This is a genomic window from Microbacterium testaceum (assembly GCF_029761935.1).
GTDB classification, from domain to species: Bacteria; Actinomycetota; Actinomycetes; order Actinomycetales; family Microbacteriaceae; genus Microbacterium; species Microbacterium testaceum_A.
Genome location: NZ_CP121699.1, coordinates 2235909 through 2262435 on the forward strand (window position 1 = coordinate 2235909; position 26527 = coordinate 2262435).

The following is a 26527-nucleotide window of genomic DNA, read 5'->3' on the forward strand; positions in this document are numbered from 1 at the left end:
GCCGGGGCAAGGCGGATCAGCGGTCGACAGGGGCGTTCGGGGTGGTGAGGCCGGCCGGGGCGACCTTGGCGGGGGTCGCGAGGCTGCGGCGGCCCGGTCGCTTCTGCAGGCGAGCGGCCAGGCCCGAGAGGCCGCCGTTGAGCGCGAGGAAGATCACGGTCACCACCACGAAGGTCTGGATGAGCAGGCCGTTGAAGCTCGACAGCACCTGCCCGCGGTACAGCAGCTCGGTGAACGCCACGATGTAGCCCAGCGACGTGTCCTTGAGCAGGCTCACCAGCTGGACCACGAGCGAGGGCGCGACGAAGCGCAGCGCCTGGGGCAGGACCACCTTGCGGTCGACCTGCCAGCGGGTCATACCGAGGCTGAGACCGGCTTCGGTCTGCCCGCGGGGCAGGGCGAGGACACCCGCGCGGATGATCTCGGCGAAGGCGGCCGCGTTGGCGATCGTGAGCGGGATGACGAGCTTCCACAGCACCGGGAAGTTCAGGCCGAGCTGGGGGAGGCCGAAGAGCATCAGGTAGATGAGCAGCAGCACGGGGACCGTGCGGGCGATCTCGATGTAGGCGGTGCAGATCCAGCTGATCCAGCGGACGCGGCTGAGACGCCCGAGGGCGAGCAGCAGACCGAGCACGAACCCGAACACGGCGGTCAGGGCCGCGGCCTGCAGTGTGCCGAGCAGGCCGACGCCGAGGTACTCCCAGATCGCGATGTCGAGGAACGGCAACCACCGGTCGCTGTCGAGCTGGCCCTTCGACGCGAACTGCACGAGGGCGAGGGCGATGAGGCCCAGGATGACGACCGCGCTGACGATCGACCAGATGAGGATGCGGCGGCGAGTACGGGGCCCGGGCTCGTCGTAGAGCGAAAGGGGGGAGGTCATCGGCGGATCCTCAACTTCTTCTCGAGGCGGCCGGCGGTGAGGCCGATCGCCAGCGCGAGCACCATGTAGATGAGCCCCGCCGCGGTGAAGATCAGGATGGGCTGAGCCTCGACGAGGTTGAGCTTGTTGGCGGCGCTCGTCAGCTCGACGACGCCCACCGCAGCGGCCAGGGCGGTGTTCATGGTGAGGGCGATCATGACGTTGCCGATGGGCTGGATCGCGGCTCGCAGCGACTGGGGGATGACGAGCACGCGCAGGGTCTGGCCGAGCGAGAACCCCAGCGCGCGGCTGGCCTCGATCTCGCCGCGGCTCACGGTGTTCACGCCGCTGCGGACGGCCTCGGCGACGTACGCCGCTTCGTAGAGGGTGAGCACGATGATCGCCGTCGGCGTCAGGGGCAGCAGGAATCCGGCATCCGGCAGGGCGAACACCGCCAGCACGAGGAGAACCAGAAGCGGGACGTTGACGAAGAACTGCACGTAGGCGAAGGCGGCCCAGCGCAGCACCGGCACCGGGCTGATGCGCGCGGCGGTGACGAGCGTGCCCAGCACGATCGATCCGATGCCCGCCGAGACGGCGAGCAGGATCGTCGTACCGAGCGCTTGCGCGATCGGCCCGGCGCTCGAGGCGAAGAAGTCCATGGGGTCCTCAGAGGAGCGTGAGAGGGGAGGGGAGACCGGCGCCCGTCATGTGCGGAACGGACGCCGGTCGGTCAGGGGATCAGGAGCCGGGGACGCTGCCGATCGCGGGGGGAGTCGGAGCGCTCGACTCGACGGCCGAGCCCAGGGTGGCGTCCCAGATCTTGGCCCACGAGCCGTCGTCCTGGATCTTCTTCAGCCAGTCGTTGATGAACGACTTGAACTGCGCGTCGTCCTTCTTCAGACCGATGCCGTACGCCTCACTGGTGAAGGGCTGGCCGACGACCTTGATGCTCTTGTCGTCGATGGCGTGGCTCGCGAGCAAGGTGAAGTCCTGCACGTACGCGTCGCCGCGGCCCTGGGTCAGGGCCTGGAGGGCCTGCGGGTCGGTGGCGAAGCTGACGATGTTCGCGGTGGGCTGCTTCTCGGGCACGGCCGTGACAGCGGGGGTGTTCGCGCCGACGATGACCGTCTTGCCGCCCAGGTCGTCGATGCCGTTGATGTCGGTGTTGTCACTGCGGACGGCGACGGCCAGACCCGACTCGAGGTAGGGGCCGGCGAAGTCGACCTGCTCGGCGCGCTTCTCGGTGATCGTGTACGTGTTGAAGACGACGTCGACGGTGCCATTGGCGAGCAGGGCCTCGCGGGTCTCGGACGCCGGCGGGACGATCTCGACGTTGGGCTCGCCGAGGATGTAGATGGCGAGCATCTTGGCGAGGTCGGCGTCGAAGCCCTGCACGTCTTCGGGGTTCGTGGGGTCCTGCTGCGACAGCAGGGGGGCGTCGAGGGCCTCGGCGACGATGAGCTTGCCACGCGCCTTGATCTTGGCCATCGTCGAGTCGGAGATGAGGGCCGCGGCGTCGGCGACGGGCGCGTTCGCGTAGACCTCTTCGAGGCTGCTGGCCTTGGCCGACGCGCTGGGGTCGGACCCCGGGACGGCCGCGGTGCCGGACGAGCACGCGGCGAGAGACGCGACCGTGGCCGCGGACGCCAAGAGGACGAGGCCTCGGCGAAGGATCGAGCGAGAGGAGATCACGGGTACTGCCTTTCGGTTGCGGGTGCGTGCGGAACGAGCCGCGTCGGGGGCGGGGAGGATGTCAGTGGGCGAGGATCTTCGACAGGAACGCCCGAGCGCGGTCGCTCTCGGCGTGGGTGAAGAAGCGCTCGGGGGTGGTGTCTTCGACGATGCGTCCGTCGTCCATGAAGATCACGCGGTCGGCGGCGCGGCGGGCGAAGCCCATCTCGTGCGTGACGACGACCATCGTCATGCCCTCTTCGGCGAGCGAGGTGATCACATCGAGCACCTCGCTGACCATCTCGGGATCGAGGGCCGAGGTCGGCTCGTCGAAGAGCATGAGCTTGGGCTTCATCGCCAGCGCGCGGGCGATGGCGGCGCGCTGCTGCTGACCGCCGCTGAGCTCGCCGGGGAAGCGGTCGGCCTTGTCGGCGATCCCGACGCGGTCGAGCAGGGCCAGGCCCTCTTCCCGCGCCTTCTTCAGCGGCACCTTCGAGACGATGCGCGGGGCGAGGGCGACGTTGTCGAGAACCGTGCGGTGTGCGAAGAGGTTGAAGGACTGGAAGACCATGCCCACTTCGGCGCGCAGGTCGGCGAGCCCGCGCCCCTCGCTCGGCAGCGGGACGCCGTCGATGGTGATGGTGCCCGAGGTGATGGTCTCGAGACGGTTGAGGCAGCGGCACAGCGTCGACTTGCCCGAGCCCGAGGGGCCGACGATGACGACGACCTCGCCGCGAGCCACGTCGAGATCGACGTCCTTGAGCACGTGGTGGTCGCCGAAGTGCTTCTGCACCTCGCGGACCGCGACGAGGGGTGCGGAGGCGGGGGCTGCGGGGGAGGCGGGCGTCGACACGGGGGTGGATCCTTCCCGCGGACTCGCCGCGATATCGGGTACAGCCGACGCGGGAGGTGATTTCCGCGTCCTTGGTGAAATCAAACTAACGAGGCCATGTTACAGAGATAATTCGAGACAGAAACTCCAAGTTTGGATTAAGATACGGGTGTGAAGCCTCTCCACGCGGCCCTGCCGACCTACAGCCCGCAGACGCTCGCCGTGCTGACCCCGCTGCGCACGGGCGCTGCGCGATCTCGAGCCGAGCTCGCCGCCTACACCGGTCTGTCGCCGTCAACCGTGACCGCGCGCGTCGATCCGCTGATCGCGGCGGGCGTGATCGTCGAGGACGGCACCGACGATTCACGCGGCGGTCGCCGACCCCGGCGCCTCGCGGTCCGCGGCGACCTCGGCACGGTGGCCAGCGTCGACCTCGGGGTCGAGCGCAGCACGATCGGGCTGGTCGACTACGCCGGCTCCTCCCTCGCCCACCGGCACCTCGTGCTGGATCTGGCGGAGGGCCCGGATGCCGTTCTCCGCCGCGTCGCAGAAGAACTCGCTGCGCTGGCGGCGGCGAACGGCGCGCCCACGGTGACGGGGGCGGCGATCGCGCTGCCCGGGCCGGTGTCGGCGGAGACGGGTCGGCTCGTCGCGCCGTCGCGCATGCCCGGCTGGCACGACGTCGACGTCGCGGCCCTTCTGTCCGACGTCCTCGGGGTGCCCGCCCTCGCCAGCAACGACGCCAACTGCATGGCGGTCGGCGAGCTCGTCGGGGGCGATCCCGAGGCCCTCAACCAGGTGTTCATCAAGGCCGGATCCGGGATCGGGTCGGGCGTCGTCGCGGACGGACGGCTCTACACGGGCCGGAGCGGGGCCGCTGGTGACATCAGCCACGTCACCGTGCCCGGTGCGGCGCCGGTGCCCTGCTCGTGCGGGCGCGTCGGCTGCCTTGACGCCGTGGCGAGCGGGTCGGCCCTCACCCGCGCGGCCCAGGAGGCCGGACGCGACGTCTCCGACGTCGAGACGGTGATCGATCTCGCCCGAAACGGGGACGCGCTCGCCACCGGCCTGCTCCGTGAAGCGGGGAGCATGACCGGCGGTGTTCTTGCCACGATCGTCAACTTCTTCACCCCCGACCGTCTCGTCGTCGGCGGCTCGCTGAGCGCGTCCGACGTCTTCATCGCCGCGATCAAGTCGAAGCTGTGGGCCGACTGCCTGCCGATGGCGACGGAGAAGCTCGAGGTCGCCGTGCCGCGTCACCCGCGCACGGGCGGCATCCTCGGGGCTGCGCGCCTGTTCCTCGACGCGGCCTTCGGGCCGGAGTCCGCTCGTTCGGCCCTGCGGGTCTCGGCTCGCGCCTAGCCCGCGGGGCCCGCTCGGGCGCGGCGGTGGGCCCTTCCTGCAGCGGGCCCACCGCCCCTGCTGATCCTCAGCGGGTCGGAACCACGTCCCAATGTTCTCGGATCAGACCGCCGTCGACGCGGAACAGGTCGGCCGCCAGGAGCGGGTCGTCGGGCCCATCGCCCACCGCCTGCGAGAACGTCCAGACGATGTCGCCGTCCGACAGCGAGATGACCGACTGCTGCGCCGGGAACTGGGCACCGCTGCCGAAGAGCTGCTTCAGCGCGGCCGTCCCGTTCGGGGCGATGGAGTTGTGCTGCAGGTACGCGGGGTCGAATGCCCGGTCGAGAATCGTCACGTCCTTGTCGCGGAACAGCGTGTTGTAGGCCGAGACGGCGAAGACGCGGTTCTTCTCCTCCTGCTGCTCGGTCGGGGGCGGGGTGGGCTGCGACGGACGGTACAGGTCGCTGAACATCGTGTTCGTGTTGCCGCTGGCCGGGGTTCCGGTCGGGATCGCCTGGTCGAGCGACCAGTGTTCGACGATCTTGCCGTCCTGCAGGCGGAACAGATCGACGGCCGCGTCGCCGCGGCGCTCATCACTCGGGTCGGGGGCGATCTGCCAGTGCACCGCGACCAGGTCTCCGTCGGACGCGAGGTGCTTGATCACGGCCTGAGCGCCGGGGAGGCGTTCCCGGTCGGCCGCGAACTGGGCGAGGAGCCCCTGCGGGCCCGATGCCGTTCCGCTGCCGTGGGCGATGGCATCCGGAGCCACGATCTGACCCGCGATCGCCTGCGCGAACGGGCTGTCGGGATCGGCGAACGCCGTGGCGAAGAGCGTGCGGACGAGGCAGGCGTTGAACTCCTCGGCGCCGACGTTCTGCCGGTCGCCGGAGGGGGCCGTGGACGCGGGGGCTCCGGTCGGCGAAGCGCTGGCGGGCGCGGCGCCGACGAGAACGCCGATGAGGGCTGCCCCGGCGACGAGAGCGGACGCGCGGGTGATTCGGGGGGTGAAGGGGGGCATGGTGTTCTCCTACGCAGTGCGGATCTTCGAGTCACCGTTCCGTCGACTCGTGGTCCTCTCGGCGACGGTGACCGGTGGAGACACGAGCACGCGATCGGCGGCTCGTGGAGTACCGGCAGGATCGCAAGATCCCGTCGCGCGCACACGTACGCACCTGACCGTTAGGTACTGACCCCGAGGTCGGATTCGTGGCGACGGCGGTCGACGCTGGGCGGATTCATAAGCCCGCCGGCCGCTCAGGCGTCGCGCAGATCGCGGTCCGACGCCACCCGTTCGGCCGCGCGGCTGCCGACGATGCCGCCCACGACGAGTCCGGCGATGATGACCACCGCGGTCAGGGCGGGATCGGCGTCCGACAGAGCCGGAACCGCCAGCGGCAGGACTGCGACGCCGACCGCCACGAGAGCGAACACGGCATAGGGGAGCACCGCGGCGCGGTGCCCGGCCCGCCACGCGGCGTCGCTCTGCTGGATGGCGGGAAGCCGGATGCCGACTCCCCAGCCCCTCGGGATGACCCCGCGCCCGCACAGGGCGAGGATGGGGATGAAAGCGAGACCGACGACGGCGAGGATGATCGCCCCTGTGCTCATGGCGAGAGGATACGCCCGACATACGCTCGACGTCGTACGCTCCACGTGATGTCCTCGTCAGATCGCGCCCCGCGGCTTCCACGTGTGTTCCGGGAACGCCGGGGCCTGCTGGTGGCGATCGTGGTGCTCGTCATCGCGGTCGTCGCGGGGGCGAGTCTCACCAGCGCCAAAGATCACGCGGTGCGCGATTCCGTCGCTCCCGTCGAGTGGCGCGGGGCCGTGGACGGAGCCGCGCCCGGGAGCGAGATGCGCATCCGGCTGCAGCGAGACGGTACGGCGGAGGTCATCGATGCCCCGCGCGGAGACGTGACGCGTCAGGACCGCGACGAGGCGCGGCAGAACCGCAACGGCCGCCGGCACCTCTGCTTCGCGCCCGCGGGGACGGGCGTCTACACCGGGCCCGCCACCTGGGAGGTCGTCGGCGAGTGGGGGATCCGGGTGCAGTTCGACGACTCGTCGCTCATCCTGCGCGCGGGCAAGGGCGGCTCCGTGCTGCGCGACCCCGACTGGAACAGCCCGCGCATGCCCGAGTGCGGCGAGAACGGCAAGAGCTGGCGGTTCACGCGCCTCGACTGACCACGGCGGGCCGTGCCGAGGAAGCCGAGCGCGGTCAGCCCTTCGGGACCTCGATCTTCACGGGCTCGCCCCACCCCGTGAACTGCTGCATCGTGGTGGTCTCGATGCCGCCGAACGATCCCGTCTCTTGGATGGCGACGACGCGGTGCCCCTCGCCGAGCCACACGGTCATGTCTTTCACGTCGACCCCGGATGCCGAGAAGGAGCCGTTCGCGTGCACCCGCCACGCGCGCACCTCGGTGCCGTCGGGCAGTGAGACGGTGTCCTGATCGGGTTGCACCGTCCAGCCGGGAGCGGCCGCGAGCAGCGCTGCGGCGGCCGAGGGATCGGCGAACGCCCGGTACGTCTCACCGATCGTGGCGGCGATGACCGCGCGGTAGTCGCTGCTGGTGGCGTCGGCGCGCACCCACGCGCCGTCGAAGCTCACCCACGCCTCGTCGGAGGTGAGCACCAAGTCGTGCGTGCCGTCGGAGCCGGTGACCGATCCCGAGGTCGCGGGTGCGTCGCCGAAGACGAAGTCGGCTTCGCCCGTCAGATCGGCCGACTGCAGGTGCAGGTGGCCGCTGCCCGCGGCGCGCGAGTATGCGATCACGCAGGCCGAGAGAGCATCGCCGGTGACCGTCGCGTCGGCGATGAGATCGACGTCGTCGCACTCGCGCGGAGACGAGACCGCGGGAACGCCGGCCGGTGTCTGCGATGCGATCGCGGTGGGGGTGGGGGAGTCAGCGGTTCCGGGTTCGCCGGTCGGCGCGCAGGCAGCGAGCAGCAGAAGGCCGACCGAGGCGAGAGTGAGCCCGAGGGCCGTCGTCGACGTTCGTCTCATGGCATCCACTTTAGGAAGACAGCGGCCGGGCGGACCACCGCACGGCCCACCCCGCCCCGGGCCGTGAAACGCTGGACGCACCCGGTCGGGAATCTTCGCGTACGCCCGTGAGGCCATGAGTTTCCTCGCGTCGGAGTCGGTCAGGGAGTGGGTGCAGCCTCACGGGGGACACCCCGAACTCAACCCGCGCGCACTCGTCGCGTCCTGCTCGGACACCCTCTACCTTTTCAGCGAAGAAGGGCCAGGCTCCGCCGGTCCTCTCATTGCGGCACTGACCCGCGCAGTGCTGTCCGCGGCCGAAGACATGGCCAAGCACCAACCGTCCGGGAGGCTCCCAAAACCGTTCTTGGCGATTCTGGATGAGGCGGGCAACATCTGCCGCATCCCTGACCTGCCAGACAAATACACGACGTACGGGTCACGCGGCATCATCCCCGTCACCATCCTGCAGACCCAGGAGCAGGGGGAGCAGGTGTGGGGTGTCACCGGCTTTGGAAAGCTGTGGGCTTCATCCACCGTCCGCGTGTTCGGCGGCGGCAACGGCTCTAACACGTTCCTCCGCGACCTGTCAGAGCTCATCGGTGACTACGAATACCACCACCGACCACCAGGGTGGTCGCTCGAGAAACCAATCACGCAGGTCGGAGCGCATCATGGATGTCGCCGACCTCGCGGCTCTCTCACTCGGCCGGATGGTTGTGTTCGCGTCGGGGTGCCGTCCGACGCTGGTGCGCTCGATCCCGTGGTGGGAAGACAAGAAGCTGGCTCAGCTCAACGCAAACGCTGCAGCTGCAGCCCACACCAACAGGAGGGAGAACGTCGATGCTGCCTGAACACCTACCTGTTACCGAAGTTCCTGAGCACCTTCCCGCCTTCGTAGACAACGTCCTGCTCGCGACACTGACCAGCGGCCGATCCAACACCGTGTGGTGCACAAACTGGCGGGAGCACCCCGACGCGGTCACGCGACTCGCCGCGATCGCGGATGCATGGAACCACATGCTCGGCGCCGGCGCCGGAAGCGACGTCGAGGCCGACGCAGACCTGCACTCGTTCCTCCGCGATGCGCTCGACCACCACATGCCCCTCCTCGTCGACAAGGAACGAGGCGTGTTCGCTCCCTGCAACTACGGCCACAAAACCGCCAGGCGACTCGACGACGTGACGCCCGGTACCGGCAGCAGGAACTGACCAGCGTCCCGGCTAACCAACGGAGAGGCCATTCCCGGAACTGCCCTGCCCTCCCTCGCGCGGCCTCGCGCAGGTGCGACCCACCTGTGCGGGGTACGGGATGCGTGCCGCAGCTTCCCCGACAAACGCTCCCCGACCGGCAGGCGTAGGCAAGGTCAGATGGACGACGCAGAGGACGGATAGCGACGGCAATATCGGATAGCGAAACCCGTCGGACGCCACTGGGGTCGAGCGTCCTGGCGCCTCAGGGAACGTGCCCAGCCAGGCCGCACGCGAGAGCCGGTTCGCGAAATCCACTTATGTGCGGCGGCCTTCGCCCGTACGGTGAAAAGACGCGCACATAACCATCGTGCTGTGCCCGTAAAACCATCTATTGAGACCGAAGTGAAAGATCATTCATGAAAACAAAATCGTTACTTTCTGTTTCCGGTGGTGCAGTACTCACCGCCCTCGTCGCCTCGTTCCTCACGGCGGCACCTGCAACCGCGGCCCCGCCCGTGGAGGCCACACCACCATCGGCACCCGCTTCCTCGAGTGAAACGGTGCTCGAATCCGTCGGAGCCACGCAAGCGGAATGGGAGGCAGAGATCGACGCCCTCGTGGCCAGCGACCTGCCCCGCACCGTCACGAAGGAAGACGGAGTCACCCGCTACTCCTTTGAGCTCACGCCCGAAGGTGAAGGTGTACCTGCCGGGTACGTGATGGATTACGCCGTGGAAGTTCACGACGACGGCGCCATCGTGCCAATGCTGGCCGGCGGCTCCAACCAGCATGGCCCCTACCTGGACCTGAACCAGTTCGATCAGGACCTGGTCATCAGCGGTGGTGCTGCAGCGATCGGGCTCGCCGCGTGCGCGATCCCCGCCGTGGGCTGGGTCAGCTGCGCCGCCATCACCGCGGCACTGACGATCGCGGCGGTCGCTCTCGCTCACAACGGAAAGTGCAAGGGCGAGTTCCGCATCTACCTCAACCGCGCTCGAGATGAGCCGCAGTACGCCTGCGTGACCTGAGCGAAAGCTCGCTCACAACCGACTGGGCCGGGCATCGTGCCAACCACACGGTGCCCGGCTCAGTCGTTCAGTTTGAAGACGTCGTGGACGGATGCGCCGAGCGCATCGCTGATGCGAAGGGCGAGGACAAGGGACGGGTCGTGTTGGCCCGCCTCGAGCGACACGATGGTCTGGCGGGAAACGAAACAGAGGGCAGCGAGGGCCTCCTGCGTGAGTCCGCGCTCTCGACGGACGGTTCGAATGGTGTTGGAGGTCTTCACCTCACGCGCTCCGCGGCCGAGTCGCGGCGATGCGGACCCAATAATCCGCAAGTGCGATGATCAGCAGACCCGCGAGCCATACCCAGCCTGCAACATCCGTCAACAGCACGGCAGCGAGAAGAAGAACTGGCGCCGCAACCAGCACGTCGCGGAAAGCGGCAGCCCGCGCTCTACGGTCGAGATCAGCTTCGACACCCTCCTCCGCGAAAGATCGCGAGGCAGCTTCGCCTTTTTTCCGCACGGCCACGACGGCGATGCCGGCAACGGGGATGACGGCGAAAGCGGCGTATCGCACCCACGCTGTGTCGGTTGCCGCCGCTAGGCCGAGCAGGACGGCGATGAGGGCGATTCCGGTAGCCAGAATCACCGCAGGTGCGAAGCGTTTCATGGAGCGTCTCCTCGAATGTCAAACTTACTTGTCATTCCAAGATGTCGCATCAACTAGACATCCGCAAGGGGGGGCGCCCGCCGAGCCGCTCTCCACAGTGCAGCGACTACATGCGTTCACAGGGGCCGGGGCGGTCAAGGGTCGTGATGACGAGGGTGTCGCTCGCCTCCAGCGCTGCTAAGGCTTGATCAAGCTCGGGCCGTGAGGCGCGGGCGCCGGAGACGCCACGATCGACGTAGAGGTCGTCGCGGCGGACGCCGGCCGCGAGCAGGTCGGCCTCTTGCCGATCGGTGGTCTGTGGTTTTGTGGACAGTCGGACGTAGCCAATGAGTTTGGTCATTGTGCGCCTCTTACCCGTCTCGAATGCACCTGCCGCCCATTTCGGCACCTACCGCTGCTCGAGGTGGGGGCGGCGAGACGTCCCGCACGGGAAGAGATGCAAGACCCGTGACGCGAGCGGGAGGCTTCGCTGCGGGCTCCTGCGAGCGGTCGCCGCGGCGGCAGTGGGCAATCGAAAGCCACTCGAGGCGGTAACGCACCTTTTCGTGCCGTTTGATACCGTTTTGGTTCCCACGGTACCGCGTCACGTGCGGCTGCCTTCACGGGAGGTTGGATCGCTGCGTGAATATTTGCTGCTGCGATTTGAGGCGAGAGGTCAATTGGGATGACGATGAGATTGGGACGAGGGCGGTCGTTGTTGGCCGTCGCGCTGGTGGGGGTACTCACGTTGGTAGTTCCAGCTGCGGCGAACGCGGCGGAGGCGACTAACATCCCTGTCGGCGAGGATCCGGTTTCGGTTGCGGTTGCCCCGGATGGGAGTGCCGTCTATGTCGCTCAGCGGGCAGGAAAGTCGGTTTCGCGGATCACTAATCCGACCGCAGCGAACCCGACCGTGACCAACATTCCGCTTGGCGTGGCGGCCCGGTCAGTTGCAGTTTCTCCGGGAGGAGATGTTGTCTATACGGCCAACGACGACACCAGCTCGGTGTCGCGGATTACTAATCCGACATCGGTCAACCCGACCGTAACCACCTTTAAAGTCGGTAATACCCCACTTTCTGTTGCTGTCTCCCCGGACGGGAGCGCCATCTATACAGCAAATATTGGTAACGGCACGTTGTCACGGATCACTAATCTGTCAGCGGCGATCCCGACGGTGACCACTATCCCCCTGGGCAAGGGACCGTACTCGGTTGCAGTATCGCCGGATGGCTCCACGGTCTACGCTGCGCACCTGGATGACAAAACGATCTCACGGATTACTAATCTGACAGCGGCAACCCCGACCGTGACGAGTCTTTCGCTCGGAGTAGGGCCCATTGACGTGGCGGTGTCGCCTGACGGGAAGACGCTTTATACAGCCAACTATTACGCCGGATCGGTGTCGCGGGTCACTGACCTCAGCGCATCGAATCCAACCGTAAGCACCATCCCTCTGAGTTCGGGCGTGTACTCGGTTGCTGTGTCTCCCGATGGAAATACCATCTACGCGGCCAACCTCAGTGAGAACACTGTGTCGCAGATTACCGACCTGACGACAGCGAATCCCGCGGTGACGAAGACCGTCGTCGGCAAGACACCGTTTTCGGTGGCGGTCTCTCCGGATGGGGCCAGTTTCTATACCGCGAACTCGTCTGATAACACCGTTTCACGGGTCTCGCTGCCTACCTTCACCCCGCCGACGTTTAAGGCGGCCGCGCCGCCCGCGGCTGCAGCGGGATCGGCATATTCCTACACGTTCATTGCGTCGGGCAGTCCGGCTCCGACATTCTCGGTGGCCTCGGGGGACACTCTTCCCTCAGGGTTGACGTTGAATTCCGCCACCGGTGAGCTTTCAGGCGCCCCCGCTGTGGAAGGCTCCAGCACGTTCCGGGTTGTTGCCGCGAACTCGGCCGGGACGGTGACGTCAGATGTGATCACCTTCTCGGTTCAAAAATCGCCTATGTTCACTGCAGCCACTCCGCCCACGGCGGAGGTGGGGGAGAAGTACTCGTACACGTTCACGGCGGCGGGCTATCCTGCGCCCTCGTACAGTGTTGCGACGGATGGCACACTTCCCGATGGGCTCACGCTGGACGCTACGACCGGTGAGCTTTCGGGCATCCTTACGACGGCAGGGACGAGCACCTTCCGGGTAGTGGCAGCGAACGCTGCAGGCACGGTGACGTCGGATCTGATCACTTTCAGCGTGTATGAGGAGCCAGCGTTTACCAGGGTTGCCCCTTCGGCGGCGTTGGTAGGTTCGGCATACTCGTACACGTTTGCCGCCTCGGGATATCCTGCTCCCTCGTTCTCGGTAGCGACGGGTGACGTTCTCCCTGCCGGGTTGTCGCTGAATGCCACCACCGGTGCACTCTCCGGCACACCCACGACGGCGGGCACCAAACGTTCCGCATCGTTGCGGCGAACGCCGCCGGTAGGGTGACGTCGGATCCGATCCGGTTCGAGGTTCATGCTGCACCGGCGTTCACAGCCGTTACGCCGCCGCCGGCGATGGCGGGTGAGGAGTACTCGTACACGTTCGCCACGTCTGGCTACCCCGCCCCGATCTACAGCATCGCCGCGGACGACATCCTCCCCGCCGGGCTGACGTTGGATACCACCACGGGCGAGCTATCCGGGACACCCACAACGGCAGGGACGGTCACATTCAGGATCTCGGCGGCGAACGCTGCGGGCACGGAAACGTCGGATCCGATCACCTTCACCGTCAACGAAAAGGCTGCGCCGTCTCCGTCGCCCACTGCCACATCTCCATCCGTACCGGTTGCGAATTCTTCAGCGGCGTCGGCACCAGCCGCGGTGCTGGCGGCCACGGGTGTGGCAGGAGTATCGATTGCTTTCGCTCTCGCAGTGATCCTCATCGCCGCCGGTATCGTCTTGCTTTTCGCTCGCCGCCGGGGCACCTCTCACCCCACCAGATAGGACAGTCAGCATCACCTCAGTAGAAGGGGCCAGCCTGCAGGCTGGCCCCTTCTACTGATGAGCCAGCTGCCTATTTCAGCTGGTCTTGCATCTCGCGGATCCACAACTCGACTAGGTCAGACCGGTATCGGCTCTGTCCCTCCGTTGGAAGGCCTACGCCGCTTTCCGTCCACAGTTCAAGCGTTGAGGCGCGCACTCCGATTATCTTTGCGGCATCGCGGACGGAGAGAAACTGGAAAGTCCACATGCAGCCGACTGTAGGCGCTCATCCGGCGTGCATTTGGGTGCGAGAGTAGAATCCACCCTCCGCTGGAGAGATATCACCCCGGACCCCGCGGCAGGCAAACTGCTAGTTCGTTCACTCGAGGAAAACCGCTCGTTGAGACAGCTCCCTGAGGGGATCCGGTCAGACCTGGGTGGCTTTGTATGCGTCAATGACAGCGACCGGCATTCGGCCGCGATCGCTTACCGTGTGGCCGTTCGCGCGAGCCCACTCGCGTACCGCGCCAAGGTCGAGATCGCTACGGCGCCGGGGTGTGCGCCGGACTCCATTAGAGCCGGCAGCTTTGACCACTCGCGCCGCATCGATGTACGGCGCGAAAGCACGTCGCAGCGCATCTGCGTTACTGGCCGACAAGTCGATCTCATAAGAGCGACCATCAACCGAGAACGCAATGTGCTGACCTTCACCATCCTCAAGAATCGCTCCGTCCAGGTCGTCCGTGAGCTGCGTCACATGCTTGGTAGCCATGCTACCTATCATTCCACTAAAACGGTGAAAACTAGAATCTAGTTCCGTTATGATCCGTTTTGGGCCTTGCTTCGAATCTGGGCCTGCGCTCTCGGAGAGCGGGTCGCTTGTCGTGGGCAGCTTCTCTGTTTGCGCGTTCGAGCACACCTCGGCTCTGCCGCAGATTAAGGACACCTGCATGTCAACGACATCACCTCAGCTTCGTACGCGATCGAGACGCGTCGCCGCCGTCGTCACTACCGGCCTCATTGCCATAGCGCTCACCTTCGCTAGCGCTACTAGCGCGCAGGCGGCGCCCTCTCCTGAACTCACCCCGAGCTCAACGACAGTGTCCCCTGAAGGCCGGATTACGCTCACAGTCACCGGCTTTTTGCCCGATGACGACCTGTCATTCACCGTGGACGGATCGATCCCACTCACCACGATTCCCTCAACCGGAAGCGTTGAAAAAGCAGACGCGAACGGAAAGTATGAGGGATCAGCGGTTATACCTGACGGTCTGACCCCCGGTGACCACATCATCACGGTTATGCACGACGGAGACATCTCGTACGGCTCACTCGCGCCGATCACCGTCGTCGCTCAGCCCACGTCTTCGGTGACCCCGGCGACCCTCCCGGTGTCGACGTACCAGAAGAGCGGCGTCACCGCGACGTTCAGCGGCTTCGCTCCCGGTGCCACGGTCTCGTTCAGCATCGGCAACCTCGGTTCGGGCGACACCGCCGGGCCCGACGCCGTCGCCGACGCCAGCGGCACCGTCACCCTGCGCTACGTTCCAGAGGCCGGCTCGAACTACGCCGGCGAGGGTGAGTACTTCCTCGGCGCCTTCAGCGACGGTGGAGCCGTCCGCGCCGCGCAGCTCACCTTCGCCGTGACCGCGGACGCGGCTGCCCCGGCTCCCGTCGCGGGCCCCGCGACCCCGGTCAAGCGCGCCGCGACCTTCACCGGCTGATCGACTCGGCTCTTCGACGCCGGGCCGGGACGTTCGTTCCGGCCCGGCGTTCCCGTTTTCCGTTCCATCCCAGGAGTTCTCCGTGTCCACCCGCACGACCGCATGCGTCGGCGCCTCGGCGCTTCTGACGATCTTCCTGCTCGCGGGATGCGCCCCCGCGGCCACCCCGGACGCGGCCCCCTCGACGACCGTCGAGGTGCAGCCGACGCCCACGACGACGCCCACGCCGACCACCTCCGCAGCGACCGCCACCTCCGCCACAGCGACGGGGGCGACCCTCGAGGTGTACGCCGAGCCGGGCGGCAGCGTGACCACCACCCTGCAGAACCCGCAGGAATCCGGCGCGCCCCTCACCCTCCTCGTCGCCGCGACCAAGGGGGACTGGCTGCAGGTGCACCTTGCCCAGCGGCCCAACGGCAGCACGGGCTGGGTCAAGGCCGATGCCGTCCAGCAGCACAGCCTCGAGTACAGCCTCGAAGCCTCCACCGAAGCGAACACCCTCACCCTGCTCAAGAACGGGCAGGCGGTGAAGTCCTTCAGCGCGGCCACCGGCACCGGTGGCACGCCGACCCCGCACGGTGAGTTCTTCATCACCGAGCTGCTCGAGCCGACCAATCAGGGCTACGGACCGTTCGCCTTCGGGCTCTCGGCGTTCTCGGACGTGCTCTCGAGCTTCGGCGGCGGGCCCGGCCAGATCGGCCTGCACGGTACCGACGACGTCGACAGCATCGGCCAGTCGGCCAGCCACGGGTGCATCCGTCTGTCGAACGCCGATATCACCGAGCTGGCGAACCTGCTGCCGCTCGGCACCCCCATCACCATCAGCTGACGAACAATATGGATAGTTGAAATGATCCGTTTTGTACCGTTATGATCCGTATTGCATCCCTGTAGATGAAGGGGGAATTGCGAATCGCATAAGCGGTTCCCCCGAGGGTGGTTGAGGTGCGGGGTAGTTCCCGAGCTGCACGTCAACCACTGCGAGGGCGAGTTAGCTGCCGGGGGGTGGACAACTCGCCCTCGCGTCAGGGTAATCACGGAGGGTAATCGTTTGGCCGAGGCGTGGATATCCGTCTCCTACTCCAGTTACGCCACCCAGCCCTATTCGGAGGATGATCTTCAAGCGCTGGTAGCCAGGAGCCGTGCCCACAACTCCTCGGTTGGTGTCGGCGGGATACTCCGGTTTACGAGTGGACGTTTCTTTCAAGTAATCGAGGGGCCACGCGCGGCGGTCTCGACTCTTCTAGCCCGCATCGTCAAGGACGTTCGACACGAGCACATGCACTTCTCGCGCATCGAGCGGACTGGGAGACGTCAGTACGCTGACATCCCCATGCTCTTCGACTGCCATGCCGGAACGGGTGAACGCTACGGTTTACGTGGTTCAGTGCATCCTTGTGACGATAATTGGCATGCTGGAGCCAAGCACGGGTGAAGCGGCATTCCTCATTTCCGCGATCGAACGACGGATCGAGCTCGGAAACACCGCGCCGGCTGTGGACGGTGTGGGATCCACCCCGGAGCGCGAGAGCAGCTCCCGCACTGATCAGCGCCACTGGTGGTACCTCAAATACGCCGTCTACGAGCGAGTATCCAGCGAGGCGCGGCCAAAAGAACTGTCCTGCACTGTGGGGGCGGGCGCTCCCTCCGCACAATGGCAGAGGCCAGCGAGTTCCGAGGTGACCTAGGACTACAGAGGCCAGGCGAGCGATCCGAAGAGAAGCAATCGGCAACGCCGCGAACCTCAGCTAGGAGATGGAGAACGATGTACGCAGGCATCAGCACCCTCCGCGCTCTCGCCAACGACCTCGACAGACTGGGGCCTTGCCGCACGACTTTTGAAGCGATGGAGTTGATACCTCTTGATGAAGTTCTCGCGGCGCCTCACTGCGCTGTGATTGGGAACGACCGACCGCGCCCGTCGACGAGCTGGTGGACCCCTGCGCTCAATCTGCCCGGCCCTTGACCTGGCGAGCCCAAGCGTTAGCTCTCGAGCTCTTAATGCGTGGGGGCGCGAGGATGAGGCCAAGCACGGGCGGAGGGGTTAGTGAGCATCGAGTTTCGACGATGAGCGACAAGGGAGCTATCGGCTGAGGCGCCGAGTCAAGGCGTCGACACGGGCTCGAAGCTCGCGTGGGCGGAAGGGTTTGGTGACGTAGTCGTCGGCGCCAGCGTCGAAGGCGGAGATCTTGTCTGCATCGTCGTGGAGCCCGGAGACGACGATGATGTGGGTGTCGGCCCCGGCGGCGCGGACGCGTCGGATGGCTTCAATCCCGTCCATGCCGGGAAGGGTGACGTCCATTGTGATCAGGTCGGGGCGGATGGCGAGTGCGGCGCGGGCGCCTTCGGCGCCGTTATCGAAGGTGTCGGTGGCGTAGCCGGCGCTTTCGAGGATCTGCTTGAGCAGGGAGCGGACGTGGGGGTCGTCATCGACGACGACGGCGGTGGGGCAGTCGGAGAAGCTTGCTCTGTTTGTACTTTCCGGTTGGTTCCTGAGAAGGCTCATAACGGTGGCCATTTCTGCGAGAGGTGAGGATTTTCGCCCGCTCAGGCGGGGAGGGATGGTGGGCTGAGCGGTTTCAACCCTGGTGGTACTGACGGCGCGTGTGAGTGTGCTGCTCGCCGGGCGGGAGGAGAAGTGGCTCTTCGGGGTGCGCGCGCCCTTGTTCGCTGAGTCCGAAGATGTCCTCGAGTGCGGGGGCGGCTTCGTCACTCGTGGTGGGGGAGCTGTCATCCTCGGTCCTAGGGTTGGTCTCCTCGGCGTTGCTGGTGTTGTCCTTTGTGGCAGAAGCAGGTCGGCGTTCCAGGGGGAAGATGATGAGGGCGAGAATCAGGACGGCGAGGCTAATACGTGCAGGAGTGGTTTGCGCGTACGCGAGGAAGGGCGCGAGGGGTGAACCAATATGCCCGCGGACCGCGCCGACGAGCTGGTCGTAGGTAATGGTGTCGGGGTCTGCTGCGGTGTTGCCGTCGCCTTTGAGGAGTGCTTTTCCGTCAGTTATCTCCTGGATGCGGTGCGTGTACATGCTCCCGTCGGGGCGTCCAACGGTGACGACGTGGTCGGGTTGGAAGTCTTCGGGGGTGGGGGAGCCGATGAGGACGAGGTCACCGAAGTCGTAGGTGGGCGTCATGGACTTGCCGTCGACGACGACGAGCTGGGTCCCGGTGACAAGGGTGATGGCGGCGGGGGCGATGAGGAGGGTGAGCAGCGCGCCCACGATGCTCCAGCGGAGAAGAGAGAGGATACGCACGGCGCCTCCAAACGGTGTGGTGAGGACGGGGGAAATCGGGGGAGGGACTGTCTCTGAGCTCAGGGGGAGCGGAAGAGCCAACTCCACGGCAGCCTTTGCCGGGTGGGACGCACGGAAGATTGGGTGGTGACGGCCGTGAGGGTCAGGTGCCGCTCATCTGTGCTCGCGGGCACCCACACGCGGAAAAGTACGGTTTGTGTAGATGCGGGGGCAAGGGGCCGTACGGCGCAGAAGGCGGGGTTGCCGGACGTGTCGATGTCGAGTGGAGATGACCATGTTGCGCCGCCAGTCACACTGACGGCCAGCATCACATCGTGGATTCCCGTGTGGACGCTGGCGAGTTCGATGCCCAGGGTCCAATCGATGGCCTCGTCGCCGGTGTTGTGGGTCGTGATCGCGAAGGCGTACGCGCCGGTTTCCTCTTGGAACTGCGGTGTGGAGAGCGTTGATGTCGCGCAGGTAGATACGGGTCCGCCGGCGCCTTGTCCGAGGAGGATGGGGGTGTGTGCGCAGGGGCGTTCTGTCGCGGGGGTGGGTCGCCCGGCTGGCACTGTGGCGCCAGTGATGCCGAGCGTCAGAATCACCGCAGCGACCAGGACTACGCGGGTTTCCGCGGGACTTATGGTGAGGGCGTTCACAGCGGCGCGGGTCCTTTCGTGGCCGAGTTCCGGCGGTCGAAAACACACGTTCTCCCGACGCGCGGTCGCCCGTCGAGCTTTCAAATCCACCGGGCCTCGGGCTCGGCAACGACGGAGATCAGCAGCATCGGAGCCTGTACTCGATGCAGATCGGTTCGTAACGGGTCGAATCGGTTTAAAACGGATTGGGCACACCATATCAGGGTCTGCACATCCCTTGACCACCGTTTTGCGAAAGAGCCGCCGCTGGCCCCAGCGGTCTGTCCTCGGATAAGCCTTACTCGCATGGTTGCGATGGGCGCTGTCCTCCTCGGGATCATGAAGACACAGGAGAGGAGTCACCTCGCGACCGGTCGCTGAGCATTCGTCTGCCAGGCGGACACGGGATGACTGCGTGGGCTGGCAAAAGACGGAGCGGAGGCCCTGATAGTCGTCGGATGATAGCGGAAAGACGACAACGGCTGAGGCAGCAGCTGGTCCAGTCCGAGTCAACTTAGGATGCTGCCCGTGTTGAGCTCCGACGTATTACAGATGCTGACTACGCCAGCGAATGTGCCGGTCATCGCGTATTCGGGGGCTCGGCACATCCAGCGGAGCGTTCTGCGCGTCGATTACGTGACCGACGAGCATGCGGCGAGGAAACTTCTTCCCGAGCCGCTTCAGCTACCTCTGATCCCGCGCGCCAGCGTGTTTTTCACTCAGTTTTTCGAGTCACATGGCGACACTCCGCTGCTGGAGGTCACCCAGTCGATTGAGGCCGTCAGTCCGGCGGGAGTGACGGGGGACTACATTCAAGCCGTCTACACCGACAACGTGACCTCGATCATCCACAACCGCGAGGCGTACCTTCAGCCCATCCTCTACGGGGTTGGCTCCCTCGTTCACCGGGACGGGGCCAGCAACTTTTCTCTCACGGTAAGCGACACAGTCGTGGTTCAAGGGAGCGCGGGGTACCGCAGCGAGCCGATGTTCATCGACGACGCCGTCACATTCCTTCAACGACCCAAGTTCTTTTTGAAGGTGCTCGGGAGGCCAGCGTTGGGCGAGCCGGCGAAGCCGACGTTGTTCCTACTACGGAGCTCGCAGGTTGACGTCAGTCAGGCGTACAAAGTTCCAGCACGACTGACGTTGAGCGGGCACATCATGGCACCGTTCGACCAGCTGCCGATTCGGCACATCGGCTCTTGCCACTCCTTCGAGAGCACATGGTCCATTGGTGAAGCGGAAGCCATTCACCGCTACTGAACACGCCAGCGGGGGAGAATTGATCTTTCTCGCGGCCCACTGTTCGGATATTCGAGGGCGAACCCGCTAACCCGTCACCACCCGGTAGATGAGCGGCGTGACTCAGATCGCAGCTGCCGCGAGGCCCGTGGGCTTTCGTTCCGTCACATTCGAGGTGCGAGAGATGTGCTCGATGACCTCATCCCGCACAATGACCCACTTCGAGCCGACGTGGTACGCGGGCAGCTCTCCGGACTGGAGGTACTCGTAAACGGTCTTGCTGTTGAGCCCGAGCACCTCCGCGAGGTCCTTCGCGGAGAGGATCGGCGGGTATCCAGCAAACAGGTGCTCGAGGTGATTGGGCATGACGCTCCCGGGGTAACGGACTCGCCACAGTTTACGGGTCATCTGGCAAGGAACGGCCTGATCCGGCGCGATTTTGCGTGAAACGTACTAGAGCGGGCATGCACGCAGACAGAGTAAAAACTTGTTTAGAACCATCACAGTCCGCTAGTGTCCAACTCGACCCGTTTCAACCCTTTTTGTACCGAAGGATTCCAAGTGGACTGTTTTGTGCCGGTGACGCCCTCCCCGGCAGTCCCTATGACTTCAGCGTCCGGAGGCTCGGGACTCGCGGTGACGGGCTCGACCCTGGACATCCTGCTTGCATGCATCGTCGCTGTCGCGCTCCTAGTCAGCGGTGCCGTGGCGCTCGCCCATGCGCGCCGCCGTCGCCGCAGTCAGGTTTCGCGGACTCACTCAGGGGCCACTGCAGGAATGGGCGTGGCGTTATCGAGTGTCCTGGGCCTAGTGCTGCTCCTTGGCGCCGCCATCCCAACACCTGCTGCACACGCCGACACCGCTCAGCAGTGCAACGCCATCGCCGTGTCTGACGTCCAGATCGACTCATCCGCGCTCGTCGATGGGGCTCTCCAGCTGCTCCCTGGTGCAAACCCGGTCTCGATCCGTGCGTCATTGAAAAACGTAGCGAACGTGCCCGTTACGCTCACCGCTCTCGCACAAACCGACAAGGCAGTCGCCTTGACACAACAAATCCTGTGGAAGACGGATAGCTCCATCGGGATCGCCGCCGAGACCCCGCTCAGCAACTCCGGGCCGCATTCGCTCGGCACTCTTCAGCCGGGGGAGAGCACGGTAGTGACGTTCACCCTCACGCTTCCCGCGTCAGTGGGGAACGAATACCAGGGACAGACAGTGTCGCTCAACCTCTCCGTTCGAGCCGTTCAGCAGGGCTTCTAAAGAACCCGCTCATGTCGCCTTACCACCCCTCCCGGCACCTTGACCGCCACACGCCACAGCACCGTCGCTCGCCGCGTCGTCCCCACCTTGGCGCACACCACAAGGGATTCGAATGAAATCTCGCCCCACATTCTCCTCGACGCGGAAAATACTCCTCGCCTCGATCGCTCTCCTCAGCATCGGCATGGGGAGCACGGCTGCTACGGGCGCATGGTTCACCACCAGCAGGTCGGTGGCCAACAACCAGCTCACTTCTGCGACCGTCACCCTGGGGGAAATCGCGTCCGGATCCGCCGCAGTTTCCTTCACCAATCTGATTCCACTTGCCGACAGCGAAGTCTCCAGCAAAGCAAAAACGTTCCTGGTGTTCGCCGACAACCAGGGAAACGTACCCATCGATTGGAACGCGTCTTACACGCTCACCTCGACAAACGAGCTCGCCAATCAAGCTCGCATTCAGTACCAAATTGGCAACGGCAGCTGGTCTGATGCGACAAGCGTCAGCGCGATGAGTGGGTCCAAAATTTTCTCCACGTCTTCCATCGACCCTGGCAAGTACCAAGTTGTGGCATTCCGGGTTTGGCTGCCCTTCAATGCCGACAACAGCACCCAGGGTAAGCAAGTCTCATTCACACTGAATGTGAATGGCATTCAAGTCGGCGCACCGTTCTCCTGAACTTATCCGACCAATATCACCCACTCAGATGCCCAACATGGGCGCCTGATAAATCACCGCACCAGAAAGAAGAACCAATGTCCACAACCAAATCCTCCTTCTCCAAGAAGAAGGTCCTCGTCGCATCCATCGCCCTGCTCACCATGGGCCTTGGCGGCACCGTCGCCACCGGTGCCTATTTCACCGCCGACAAGACCGTCGCCAGCAACACCCTCGCCTCCGGCACCGTTGTGATCGGAAACGTCGGCGACGACGCATCTTCCACCGCCCCGCTGACTTTCAGCAACGTCCTCCCGGTCGCAGACTCGGACGTTGCCACCAAGGCGAAGACGTTCAACATCAACGTCCGCAACAACGGAACGGCGGCCATCGACTGGAAGGCCGCTGTCAGCTCGACCTCGAGCGACTTCGCAAAGCAGGTCAACGTCCAGTACAGCACCGACGGTGGCACGACCTGGTCCAACAAGACAACCGCCGACGCCCTCTCAAGCGTCTCCATCCCCAGCTCGTCTTCGCTCGCTGCCAGCGGAACCGCGGTCATTAAGTTCCGTGCATGGCTTCCCTCCAGCACCGACAACTCGGCGCAGAACAAGACCCTGACGTTCACGCTTTCGGTGAACGCAATCCAGGCTGGCGCTCAGTTCCCTGCCTAAGTCGGCCGCGGGGGGCGCCAGGTGTTTGCTGGCGCCCCCCGCTCTCCATCCGCGCCACGTAGAGACCTCGCACCCTCCTAGCCGCGCTCACCCGGCACCGTACGGCGCGCCCGGACTACACCATCCGGCTTTTGACGTTTTCAAGACCCGCAGGAGCTGTCATGCCCCCCACCCGCTCAACCCGCAACCGAGTTTGGTCATCACAGGGTCAATCACGTCACCTTTCTGCGCTCCTTCTTGTCGGCGTTCTCCTTACAGGAATCATCGCGACGCCGACCTCGACCGGGGCCTGGTTCACCGCAGCTAAGAGCGTTCCAAGTAACTCCCTGACTGCGGCTCGGCTTCAGCCCGTCAGCGGCCTTAGCGCGGTCAAAACCGCAGCCGGCGTCAACTTGTCGTGGACGAGTGCTCTGCAACAGCCCTGGGCATCGAGTAACTCTGTCGGCGCCGAGCCGACGTACGCAGTGACACGCACACTGAACGGGCAGTCCAGCCCCCTCGGTTCCACAACGAACCTGTCCATCACGGACCCCTACAGCAAAGGCGTTTCCATCACCCCCGTCACGTACGACGCGGGGAGCACATTCGCGGGATACGTCAAAAACGACGGATCCGTCATGCTTTGGGGATACGACGAGAATGGAGCCCTTGGAAACGGCCAGAATTACAACCCCACCCCGCAGAAGGCTTCGGTTCCGGACAACAACCCCATCATCAGCATCGCGTTCGCATCCTCAACGGCCGTTGCCCTGAGCTCGAACGGCTCCGTATGGATGTGGGGATATGGTGCGCTGGGATGCGGCGGAATAGCACGGACACCCGTCCAGGCGACGATGCCAAACAACGTCTCGCCCATCGCCGTGTCGCTAGCCGGTGACTGCACCCTTCTCGTACTGGACAATTCTGGGACCGTCTGGGCCCGATCCGGGTCTTCTGGGCAAACCAGTTTTAGCAGTATCCCCCTCCCCGGCGGTCTCACCGTTAAGCAGCTGACAAAGTCCCGCACAGTCCTGGCTACAGACGGGACCGTGTGGGGGTGGGGCCCGAACAGCTCCGGCCGCCTCGGTAACGGCACACGCAGTGACAGCGACACTCCCGTCAAAGCACAAAACATCTCCCTACCAATAGCTCAACTCTCGGCAGACGCCAGCAACGTCGTCGCCCTCGCGGACAGATCCTCCACCTACTATGCATGGGGTGATAACCGATGGGGACAGGTCGGAAACGGATATAGCAATTTCGGCAACGAAGGGCTTTACGTCACAACGCCCACCGCAGTAAGCACACCGGGAGTAGCCTGGGTCGAGGTTCAAGTCTCGAATTACGTAGCAACCCTCCGCGCGGATGACTACACGGTCTGGGCAATGGGCTCGGACCGGAACGAACGGCTGGGCACAGACGACAAAGTCTCCGACTACTCGAACAAACCCCAAAAAATGCCTACCCCAAGCGGTATCACTCCGTGGAGAATTTTCATGGGGGAGTCTGAGAGCTACTACTTCGACAAAAGTTCGAGCGATCTTTACGGGTGGGGTTTAGCCGCCGAGGGAGGCCGGGCATACTTTGGAAACAATGACTCGTCGACCCAGTACTACAAGACGCCAAAACGCGTTCGAAGCGAAGCTATTAGCGCTCCACCGGATCCTCGAGTCTTTTGCAAATCGGGGGAAAACGTGAACAGCGACGGGTACTGCGTGCCGACTCAAAACCCTGAGTATTCCGTTTCGTACAAGTACCAATCTTGGCTCTCAGGCCCATCTGTGGCCAGTCCTCAGAATTGAGTATCGGTGAAGAATTCGGACGGAAACAAGGCGATTGCAGTTCGCGCTGACCGAGGTCTAAAATCGTCGCAACCAACCCGACGCGGAGTTCTCGCTGACGCTGCTCTCGGTAACCGGTACACACCCCACCGTCGCCGTCGCCTCGCAGTGATAACCCTCGCGATTACCCTCATAGTGGGGGTGTTCGCGGCTCCGGCCTCGACAGGCGCGTGGTTCACGAACGGTCGCAAAGTCGTGAATAACTCGATGAGCTCCGCAAGCCTTCAAGCCGTCGCGGGGCTGACGGCCAAGACCGCCTTTAACGGGGTCACGATTTCGTGGACGAGCGCCCTCCAACAGCCTTGGGCCACGTCGAACAACGTCTCAGCAGAGCCTGCATACACGATCACCAAAACGGTCGATGGGAAAACCACCACACTCTCGACAAGCGCCACTACCACGACCTATACCGATGCTTACCCTGTTGCCCAGTCAGGAAAAGCGCGCAACTTTGATGTAGGGAATAAGTGGGCTGGCTACGTCAAGTCGGACGGCAGCGTGTGGACGTGGGGATTTAACACGTACGGCGTCGGGAACGGCAATCAAGTGGCAAATACACCACAACAGGTTCTGTTCCAAACAAGCCCGCAGATTACCACCATCAGCATGTATGACAGCACCGCGGTCGCAACGGCGACGGATGGCTCCTTCTACGCATGGGGATTTAACGTCAATGGCGGATGTGACAGGAACGGCGCGGACAGCCCCCGACAGCTTCGCCTGCCCTCGAACAAGAGCGTAAAAGACGCAATTGCTGCAGGGGTGTGCACCATCATTGCTGTCGACACGGACGGAAAAATCTGGCAACGAGGGGGATCTTCTGACAGCGGAACCTTTTCGCCGAGCAGCACCAGCTTTGCGCCGATCACTCTGCCCGGAGGGAGATCTGTGAAACAGTTAACAAAAGCCGAAACCGTTCTTGCCACCGATGGAACAGTGTGGTCGTGGGGGGCAAATAAATCCGGTCAGCTCGGCGACGGGACGACGACCAACAGCACTACTCCTGTACAGGCGCAAACGCCAGTAAAAATTAGCCAGATTTCCGCGGATACCCAATCCGCGGTTGCCATTGGCGAGGACGGCCTAATCTACGGCTGGGGTGATAACTCCACTGGGCAGCTCGCACCCTCGGGCAGCAGCAGCAGCGTAATTACCACCCCGACCACTGTCAGAGTTCCTCAGGGCCATCAATGGTCGGATGCGCAAACACGATCTGGGACAACAACAATCATATCGTCGGACGATAAAAGCATGTGGAGCGTCGGCAAAGGTTCGACGGGGAAGCTCGGAAACGGGACAAACCCGAATGTGTCGACAGAATTCGTGCGTGTGAACAATTCCTCGTCTCCAGCACCGCGAGACATCTTCGTAGGAACGTCGCAGAGCTACTACGTGGATTCGTCCGACAATCTTTGGGGATGGGGCACTGCGTCGGACAAGACATACACATTCTTCGGCATTAACGATAGTACGGGAAATGTGTTCTATCTGAGCCCGAAACGCCTTCAGGACTCGCTGAGCTTAAAGCGGGGGGGCGGCCTTGCCGGATGCAGTTCAGGAACGCTTAATAGTGAGAACTACTGCGCACCTACGGGAACTGCCGTATACACAGTTAGCTATGCATTCAGATCGTGGCTTTCTTCAACAGCCCAAGCGACGGCGCAATAACGCCTGAAGGCTGAATGTTTTCGCAACCAGCAACACGCGGAATTGATCTCATTCCTAAGCTGGGAGCAGGGTTTCTCCCCCATGAATCCCACCACTGCTCCCATGGCCGCCCCACACAGGCGGCTAGCTGAGGGGAGGTGC

General features: G+C 64.4%; 30 protein-coding genes and 2 pseudogenes. 17 read left to right on the forward strand and 15 right to left on the reverse strand.

Going from position 1 to position 26527, the window contains the following annotated elements:
* Positions 1-16 precede the first annotated feature (16 nt).
* The 4 genes from QBE02_RS10820 to QBE02_RS10835 form a co-directional block, all read right to left on the reverse strand.
* Positions 17-883 carry an amino acid ABC transporter permease gene (locus QBE02_RS10820; RefSeq protein WP_074694561.1) on the reverse strand — a complete coding sequence of 289 codons (867 nt, stop codon included), beginning with the start codon at positions 881-883 and terminating at the stop codon, positions 17-19.
* Complete coding sequence (locus tag QBE02_RS10825) at positions 880-1524, reverse strand: amino acid ABC transporter permease (protein ID WP_056224894.1); 645 nt, start codon at positions 1522-1524, stop codon at positions 880-882. The genes QBE02_RS10820 and QBE02_RS10825 overlap by 4 nt, the downstream gene beginning before the upstream one ends.
* Positions 1525-1603: 79 nt before the next feature.
* Positions 1604-2557 carry a glutamate ABC transporter substrate-binding protein gene (locus QBE02_RS10830; RefSeq protein WP_235556917.1) on the reverse strand — a complete coding sequence of 318 codons (954 nt, stop codon included), beginning with the start codon at positions 2555-2557 and terminating at the stop codon, positions 1604-1606.
* 61 nt (positions 2558-2618) lie between these two features.
* Positions 2619-3389 carry an amino acid ABC transporter ATP-binding protein gene (locus QBE02_RS10835; protein ID WP_279365717.1) on the reverse strand — a complete coding sequence of 257 codons (771 nt, stop codon included), beginning with the start codon at positions 3387-3389 and terminating at the stop codon, positions 2619-2621.
* Positions 3390-3539: 150 nt separating this feature from the next.
* On the opposite strand from QBE02_RS10835, the gene QBE02_RS10840 reads away from it, so the two are divergent.
* On the forward strand, positions 3540-4730 hold the full coding sequence (locus tag QBE02_RS10840) for an ROK family transcriptional regulator (RefSeq protein WP_279365718.1): 1191 nt from the start codon (positions 3540-3542) through the stop codon (positions 4728-4730).
* A 67-nt stretch (positions 4731-4797) separates the two neighbouring features.
* Here QBE02_RS10840 and QBE02_RS10845 read toward each other — a convergent pair whose 3' ends face one another.
* Together QBE02_RS10845 and QBE02_RS10850 are read right to left on the reverse strand one after the other, a co-directional pair.
* The gene (locus QBE02_RS10845) at positions 4798-5730 is read right to left on the reverse strand and encodes a nuclear transport factor 2 family protein (protein WP_279365719.1); all 933 of its coding nucleotides are present in this window, start codon (positions 5728-5730) and stop codon (positions 4798-4800) included.
* A 236-nt stretch (positions 5731-5966) separates the two neighbouring features.
* On the reverse strand, positions 5967-6320 hold the full coding sequence (locus tag QBE02_RS10850; protein ID WP_279365720.1) for an SdpI family protein: 354 nt from the start codon (positions 6318-6320) through the stop codon (positions 5967-5969).
* Positions 6321-6368: 48 nt separating this feature from the next.
* Between QBE02_RS10850 and QBE02_RS10855 the strand changes: the two genes are divergently transcribed.
* On the forward strand, positions 6369-6896 hold the full coding sequence (locus QBE02_RS10855) for a hypothetical protein (RefSeq protein WP_279365721.1): 528 nt from the start codon (positions 6369-6371) through the stop codon (positions 6894-6896).
* 34 nt (positions 6897-6930) lie between these two features.
* Here the strand turns inward: QBE02_RS10855 and QBE02_RS10860 are convergent, their stop codons facing one another.
* Entirely contained in the window at positions 6931-7719 is a 789-nt protein-coding gene (locus QBE02_RS10860; RefSeq protein ID WP_267788700.1) for a hypothetical protein, read from the reverse strand.
* Positions 7720-8023: 304 nt separating this feature from the next.
* Here QBE02_RS10860 and QBE02_RS16225 point away from each other — a divergent pair.
* From QBE02_RS16225 to QBE02_RS10875, 4 genes and pseudogenes are all read left to right on the forward strand, one after another.
* A pseudogene (locus QBE02_RS16225) lies at positions 8024-8305 on the forward strand (TraG/TraD/VirD4 family protein); the annotation flags it as partial.
* A gap of 67 nt (positions 8306-8372) precedes the next feature.
* Positions 8373-8552, forward strand: a complete 180-nt coding sequence (locus QBE02_RS10865; RefSeq protein WP_279365722.1) for a hypothetical protein — start codon at positions 8373-8375, stop codon at positions 8550-8552.
* The gene (locus QBE02_RS10870; protein ID WP_279365723.1) at positions 8542-8910 is read left to right on the forward strand and encodes a DUF4913 domain-containing protein; all 369 of its coding nucleotides are present in this window, start codon (positions 8542-8544) and stop codon (positions 8908-8910) included. Before QBE02_RS10865 ends, QBE02_RS10870 begins: the two co-directional genes overlap by 11 nt.
* 542 nt (positions 8911-9452) lie before the next feature.
* Positions 9453-9920 (forward strand): hypothetical protein, encoded by a 468-nt coding sequence (locus tag QBE02_RS10875; protein WP_279365724.1) that lies wholly within the window; start codon positions 9453-9455, stop codon positions 9918-9920.
* A 59-nt stretch (positions 9921-9979) separates the two neighbouring features.
* Here QBE02_RS10875 and QBE02_RS10880 read toward each other — a convergent pair whose 3' ends face one another.
* The 3 genes and pseudogenes from QBE02_RS10880 to QBE02_RS10890 all read right to left on the reverse strand — a co-directional run.
* Complete coding sequence (locus tag QBE02_RS10880; protein ID WP_279365725.1) at positions 9980-10180, reverse strand: helix-turn-helix transcriptional regulator; 201 nt, start codon at positions 10178-10180, stop codon at positions 9980-9982.
* A 1-nt stretch (position 10181) separates the two neighbouring features.
* Positions 10182-10568: a hypothetical protein gene (locus QBE02_RS10885; protein WP_279365726.1), complete on the reverse strand. Its 387-nt coding sequence runs from the start codon at positions 10566-10568 to the stop codon at positions 10182-10184.
* A gap of 124 nt (positions 10569-10692) precedes the next feature.
* A pseudogene (locus QBE02_RS10890) lies at positions 10693-10908 on the reverse strand (recombinase family protein); the annotation flags it as partial.
* Positions 10909-11265: 357 nt separating this feature from the next.
* Between QBE02_RS10890 and QBE02_RS10895 the strand changes: the two are divergent.
* On the forward strand, positions 11266-12993 hold the full coding sequence (locus QBE02_RS10895) for a putative Ig domain-containing protein (RefSeq protein ID WP_279365727.1): 1728 nt from the start codon (positions 11266-11268) through the stop codon (positions 12991-12993).
* A gap of 68 nt (positions 12994-13061) precedes the next feature.
* A complete protein-coding gene (locus tag QBE02_RS16230; RefSeq protein WP_431844595.1) occupies positions 13062-13493 on the forward strand; it encodes an Ig domain-containing protein in 432 nt (143 codons plus the stop codon).
* Between the two features lie 406 nt (positions 13494-13899).
* Here QBE02_RS16230 and QBE02_RS10905 read toward each other — a convergent pair whose 3' ends face one another.
* The gene (locus tag QBE02_RS10905) at positions 13900-14244 is read right to left on the reverse strand and encodes a histone-like nucleoid-structuring protein Lsr2 (protein ID WP_279365729.1); all 345 of its coding nucleotides are present in this window, start codon (positions 14242-14244) and stop codon (positions 13900-13902) included.
* A gap of 529 nt (positions 14245-14773) precedes the next feature.
* Between QBE02_RS10905 and QBE02_RS10910 the strand changes: the two genes are divergently transcribed.
* From QBE02_RS10910 to QBE02_RS16235, 3 genes are all read left to right on the forward strand, one after another.
* On the forward strand, positions 14774-15196 hold the full coding sequence (locus QBE02_RS10910; protein WP_279365730.1) for a hypothetical protein: 423 nt from the start codon (positions 14774-14776) through the stop codon (positions 15194-15196).
* Positions 15197-15278: 82 nt separating this feature from the next.
* Positions 15279-16025 carry a L,D-transpeptidase family protein gene (locus tag QBE02_RS10915; protein ID WP_279365731.1) on the forward strand — a complete coding sequence of 249 codons (747 nt, stop codon included), beginning with the start codon at positions 15279-15281 and terminating at the stop codon, positions 16023-16025.
* Between the two features lie 222 nt (positions 16026-16247).
* Complete coding sequence (locus QBE02_RS16235) at positions 16248-16631, forward strand: BLUF domain-containing protein (RefSeq protein ID WP_431844555.1); 384 nt, start codon at positions 16248-16250, stop codon at positions 16629-16631.
* A gap of 648 nt (positions 16632-17279) precedes the next feature.
* On the opposite strand, the gene QBE02_RS10920 is transcribed toward QBE02_RS16235, so the two are convergent.
* From QBE02_RS10920 to QBE02_RS10930, 3 genes are all read right to left on the reverse strand, one after another.
* Positions 17280-17702: a response regulator transcription factor gene (locus QBE02_RS10920; protein WP_279365732.1), complete on the reverse strand. Its 423-nt coding sequence runs from the start codon at positions 17700-17702 to the stop codon at positions 17280-17282.
* A 73-nt stretch (positions 17703-17775) separates the two neighbouring features.
* Positions 17776-18447 (reverse strand): signal peptidase I, encoded by a 672-nt coding sequence (locus QBE02_RS10925; RefSeq protein ID WP_279365733.1) that lies wholly within the window; start codon positions 18445-18447, stop codon positions 17776-17778.
* Positions 18448-18506: 59 nt separating this feature from the next.
* Positions 18507-19085 carry a hypothetical protein gene (locus tag QBE02_RS10930; protein ID WP_279365734.1) on the reverse strand — a complete coding sequence of 193 codons (579 nt, stop codon included), beginning with the start codon at positions 19083-19085 and terminating at the stop codon, positions 18507-18509.
* Between the two features lie 507 nt (positions 19086-19592).
* Between QBE02_RS10930 and QBE02_RS10935 the strand changes: the two genes are divergently transcribed.
* Positions 19593-20330 carry an acetoacetate decarboxylase family protein gene (locus QBE02_RS10935; RefSeq protein WP_279365735.1) on the forward strand — a complete coding sequence of 246 codons (738 nt, stop codon included), beginning with the start codon at positions 19593-19595 and terminating at the stop codon, positions 20328-20330.
* A gap of 102 nt (positions 20331-20432) precedes the next feature.
* Here the strand turns inward: QBE02_RS10935 and QBE02_RS10940 are convergent, their stop codons facing one another.
* Positions 20433-20675 carry a helix-turn-helix domain-containing protein gene (locus QBE02_RS10940; protein ID WP_279365736.1) on the reverse strand — a complete coding sequence of 81 codons (243 nt, stop codon included), beginning with the start codon at positions 20673-20675 and terminating at the stop codon, positions 20433-20435.
* Positions 20676-20945: 270 nt separating this feature from the next.
* Between QBE02_RS10940 and QBE02_RS10945 the strand changes: the two genes are divergently transcribed.
* The 5 genes from QBE02_RS10945 to QBE02_RS10965 all read left to right on the forward strand — a co-directional run bounded on the left by QBE02_RS10945 (position 20946) and on the right by QBE02_RS10965 (position 26386).
* A complete protein-coding gene (locus QBE02_RS10945; protein ID WP_279365737.1) occupies positions 20946-21569 on the forward strand; it encodes a hypothetical protein in 624 nt (207 codons plus the stop codon).
* Positions 21570-21681: 112 nt separating this feature from the next.
* Positions 21682-22245, forward strand: coding sequence for a hypothetical protein (locus QBE02_RS10950; protein ID WP_279365738.1), 564 nt, complete (start codon positions 21682-21684; stop codon positions 22243-22245).
* A gap of 77 nt (positions 22246-22322) precedes the next feature.
* Positions 22323-22898, forward strand: a complete 576-nt coding sequence (locus QBE02_RS10955) for a hypothetical protein (RefSeq protein ID WP_279365739.1) — start codon at positions 22323-22325, stop codon at positions 22896-22898.
* 464 nt (positions 22899-23362) lie between these two features.
* Positions 23363-24679 (forward strand): RCC1 domain-containing protein, encoded by a 1317-nt coding sequence (locus QBE02_RS10960; protein WP_279365740.1) that lies wholly within the window; start codon positions 23363-23365, stop codon positions 24677-24679.
* A 246-nt stretch (positions 24680-24925) separates the two neighbouring features.
* Entirely contained in the window at positions 24926-26386 is a 1461-nt protein-coding gene (locus QBE02_RS10965) for an RCC1 domain-containing protein (RefSeq protein WP_279365741.1), read from the forward strand.
* The last annotated feature ends 141 nt before the right edge of the window (positions 26387-26527 follow it).

Coding starts and splice junctions, on each gene's coding strand:
- QBE02_RS10820 (WP_074694561.1), bottom strand. CDS start 883: ATGACCTCCCCCCTTTCGCTCTACGACGAGCCCGGGCCCCGTACTCGC.
- QBE02_RS10825 (WP_056224894.1), bottom strand. CDS start 1,524: ATGGACTTCTTCGCCTCGAGCGCCGGGCCGATCGCGCAAGCGCTCGGT.
- QBE02_RS10845 (WP_279365719.1), bottom strand. CDS start 5,730: ATGCCCCCCTTCACCCCCCGAATCACCCGCGCGTCCGCTCTCGTCGCC.
- QBE02_RS10850 (WP_279365720.1), bottom strand. CDS start 6,320: ATGAGCACAGGGGCGATCATCCTCGCCGTCGTCGGTCTCGCTTTCATC.
- QBE02_RS10855 (WP_279365721.1), top strand. CDS start 6,369: ATGTCCTCGTCAGATCGCGCCCCGCGGCTTCCACGTGTGTTCCGGGAA.
- QBE02_RS10860 (WP_267788700.1), bottom strand. CDS start 7,719: ATGAGACGAACGTCGACGACGGCCCTCGGGCTCACTCTCGCCTCGGTC.
- QBE02_RS10865 (WP_279365722.1), top strand. CDS start 8,373: ATGGATGTCGCCGACCTCGCGGCTCTCTCACTCGGCCGGATGGTTGTG.
- QBE02_RS10870 (WP_279365723.1), top strand. CDS start 8,542: ATGCTGCCTGAACACCTACCTGTTACCGAAGTTCCTGAGCACCTTCCC.
- QBE02_RS10885 (WP_279365726.1), bottom strand. CDS start 10,568: ATGAAACGCTTCGCACCTGCGGTGATTCTGGCTACCGGAATCGCCCTC.
- QBE02_RS16230 (WP_431844595.1), top strand. CDS start 13,062: ATGGCGGGTGAGGAGTACTCGTACACGTTCGCCACGTCTGGCTACCCC.
- QBE02_RS10905 (WP_279365729.1), bottom strand. CDS start 14,244: ATGGCTACCAAGCATGTGACGCAGCTCACGGACGACCTGGACGGAGCG.
- QBE02_RS10910 (WP_279365730.1), top strand. CDS start 14,774: ATGCACGACGGAGACATCTCGTACGGCTCACTCGCGCCGATCACCGTC.
- QBE02_RS10920 (WP_279365732.1), bottom strand. CDS start 17,702: ATGAGCCTTCTCAGGAACCAACCGGAAAGTACAAACAGAGCAAGCTTC.
- QBE02_RS10940 (WP_279365736.1), bottom strand. CDS start 20,675: ATGCCCAATCACCTCGAGCACCTGTTTGCTGGATACCCGCCGATCCTC.
- QBE02_RS10950 (WP_279365738.1), top strand. CDS start 21,682: ATGAAATCTCGCCCCACATTCTCCTCGACGCGGAAAATACTCCTCGCC.
- QBE02_RS10955 (WP_279365739.1), top strand. CDS start 22,323: ATGTCCACAACCAAATCCTCCTTCTCCAAGAAGAAGGTCCTCGTCGCA.
- QBE02_RS10965 (WP_279365741.1), top strand. CDS start 24,926: ATGAGCTCCGCAAGCCTTCAAGCCGTCGCGGGGCTGACGGCCAAGACC.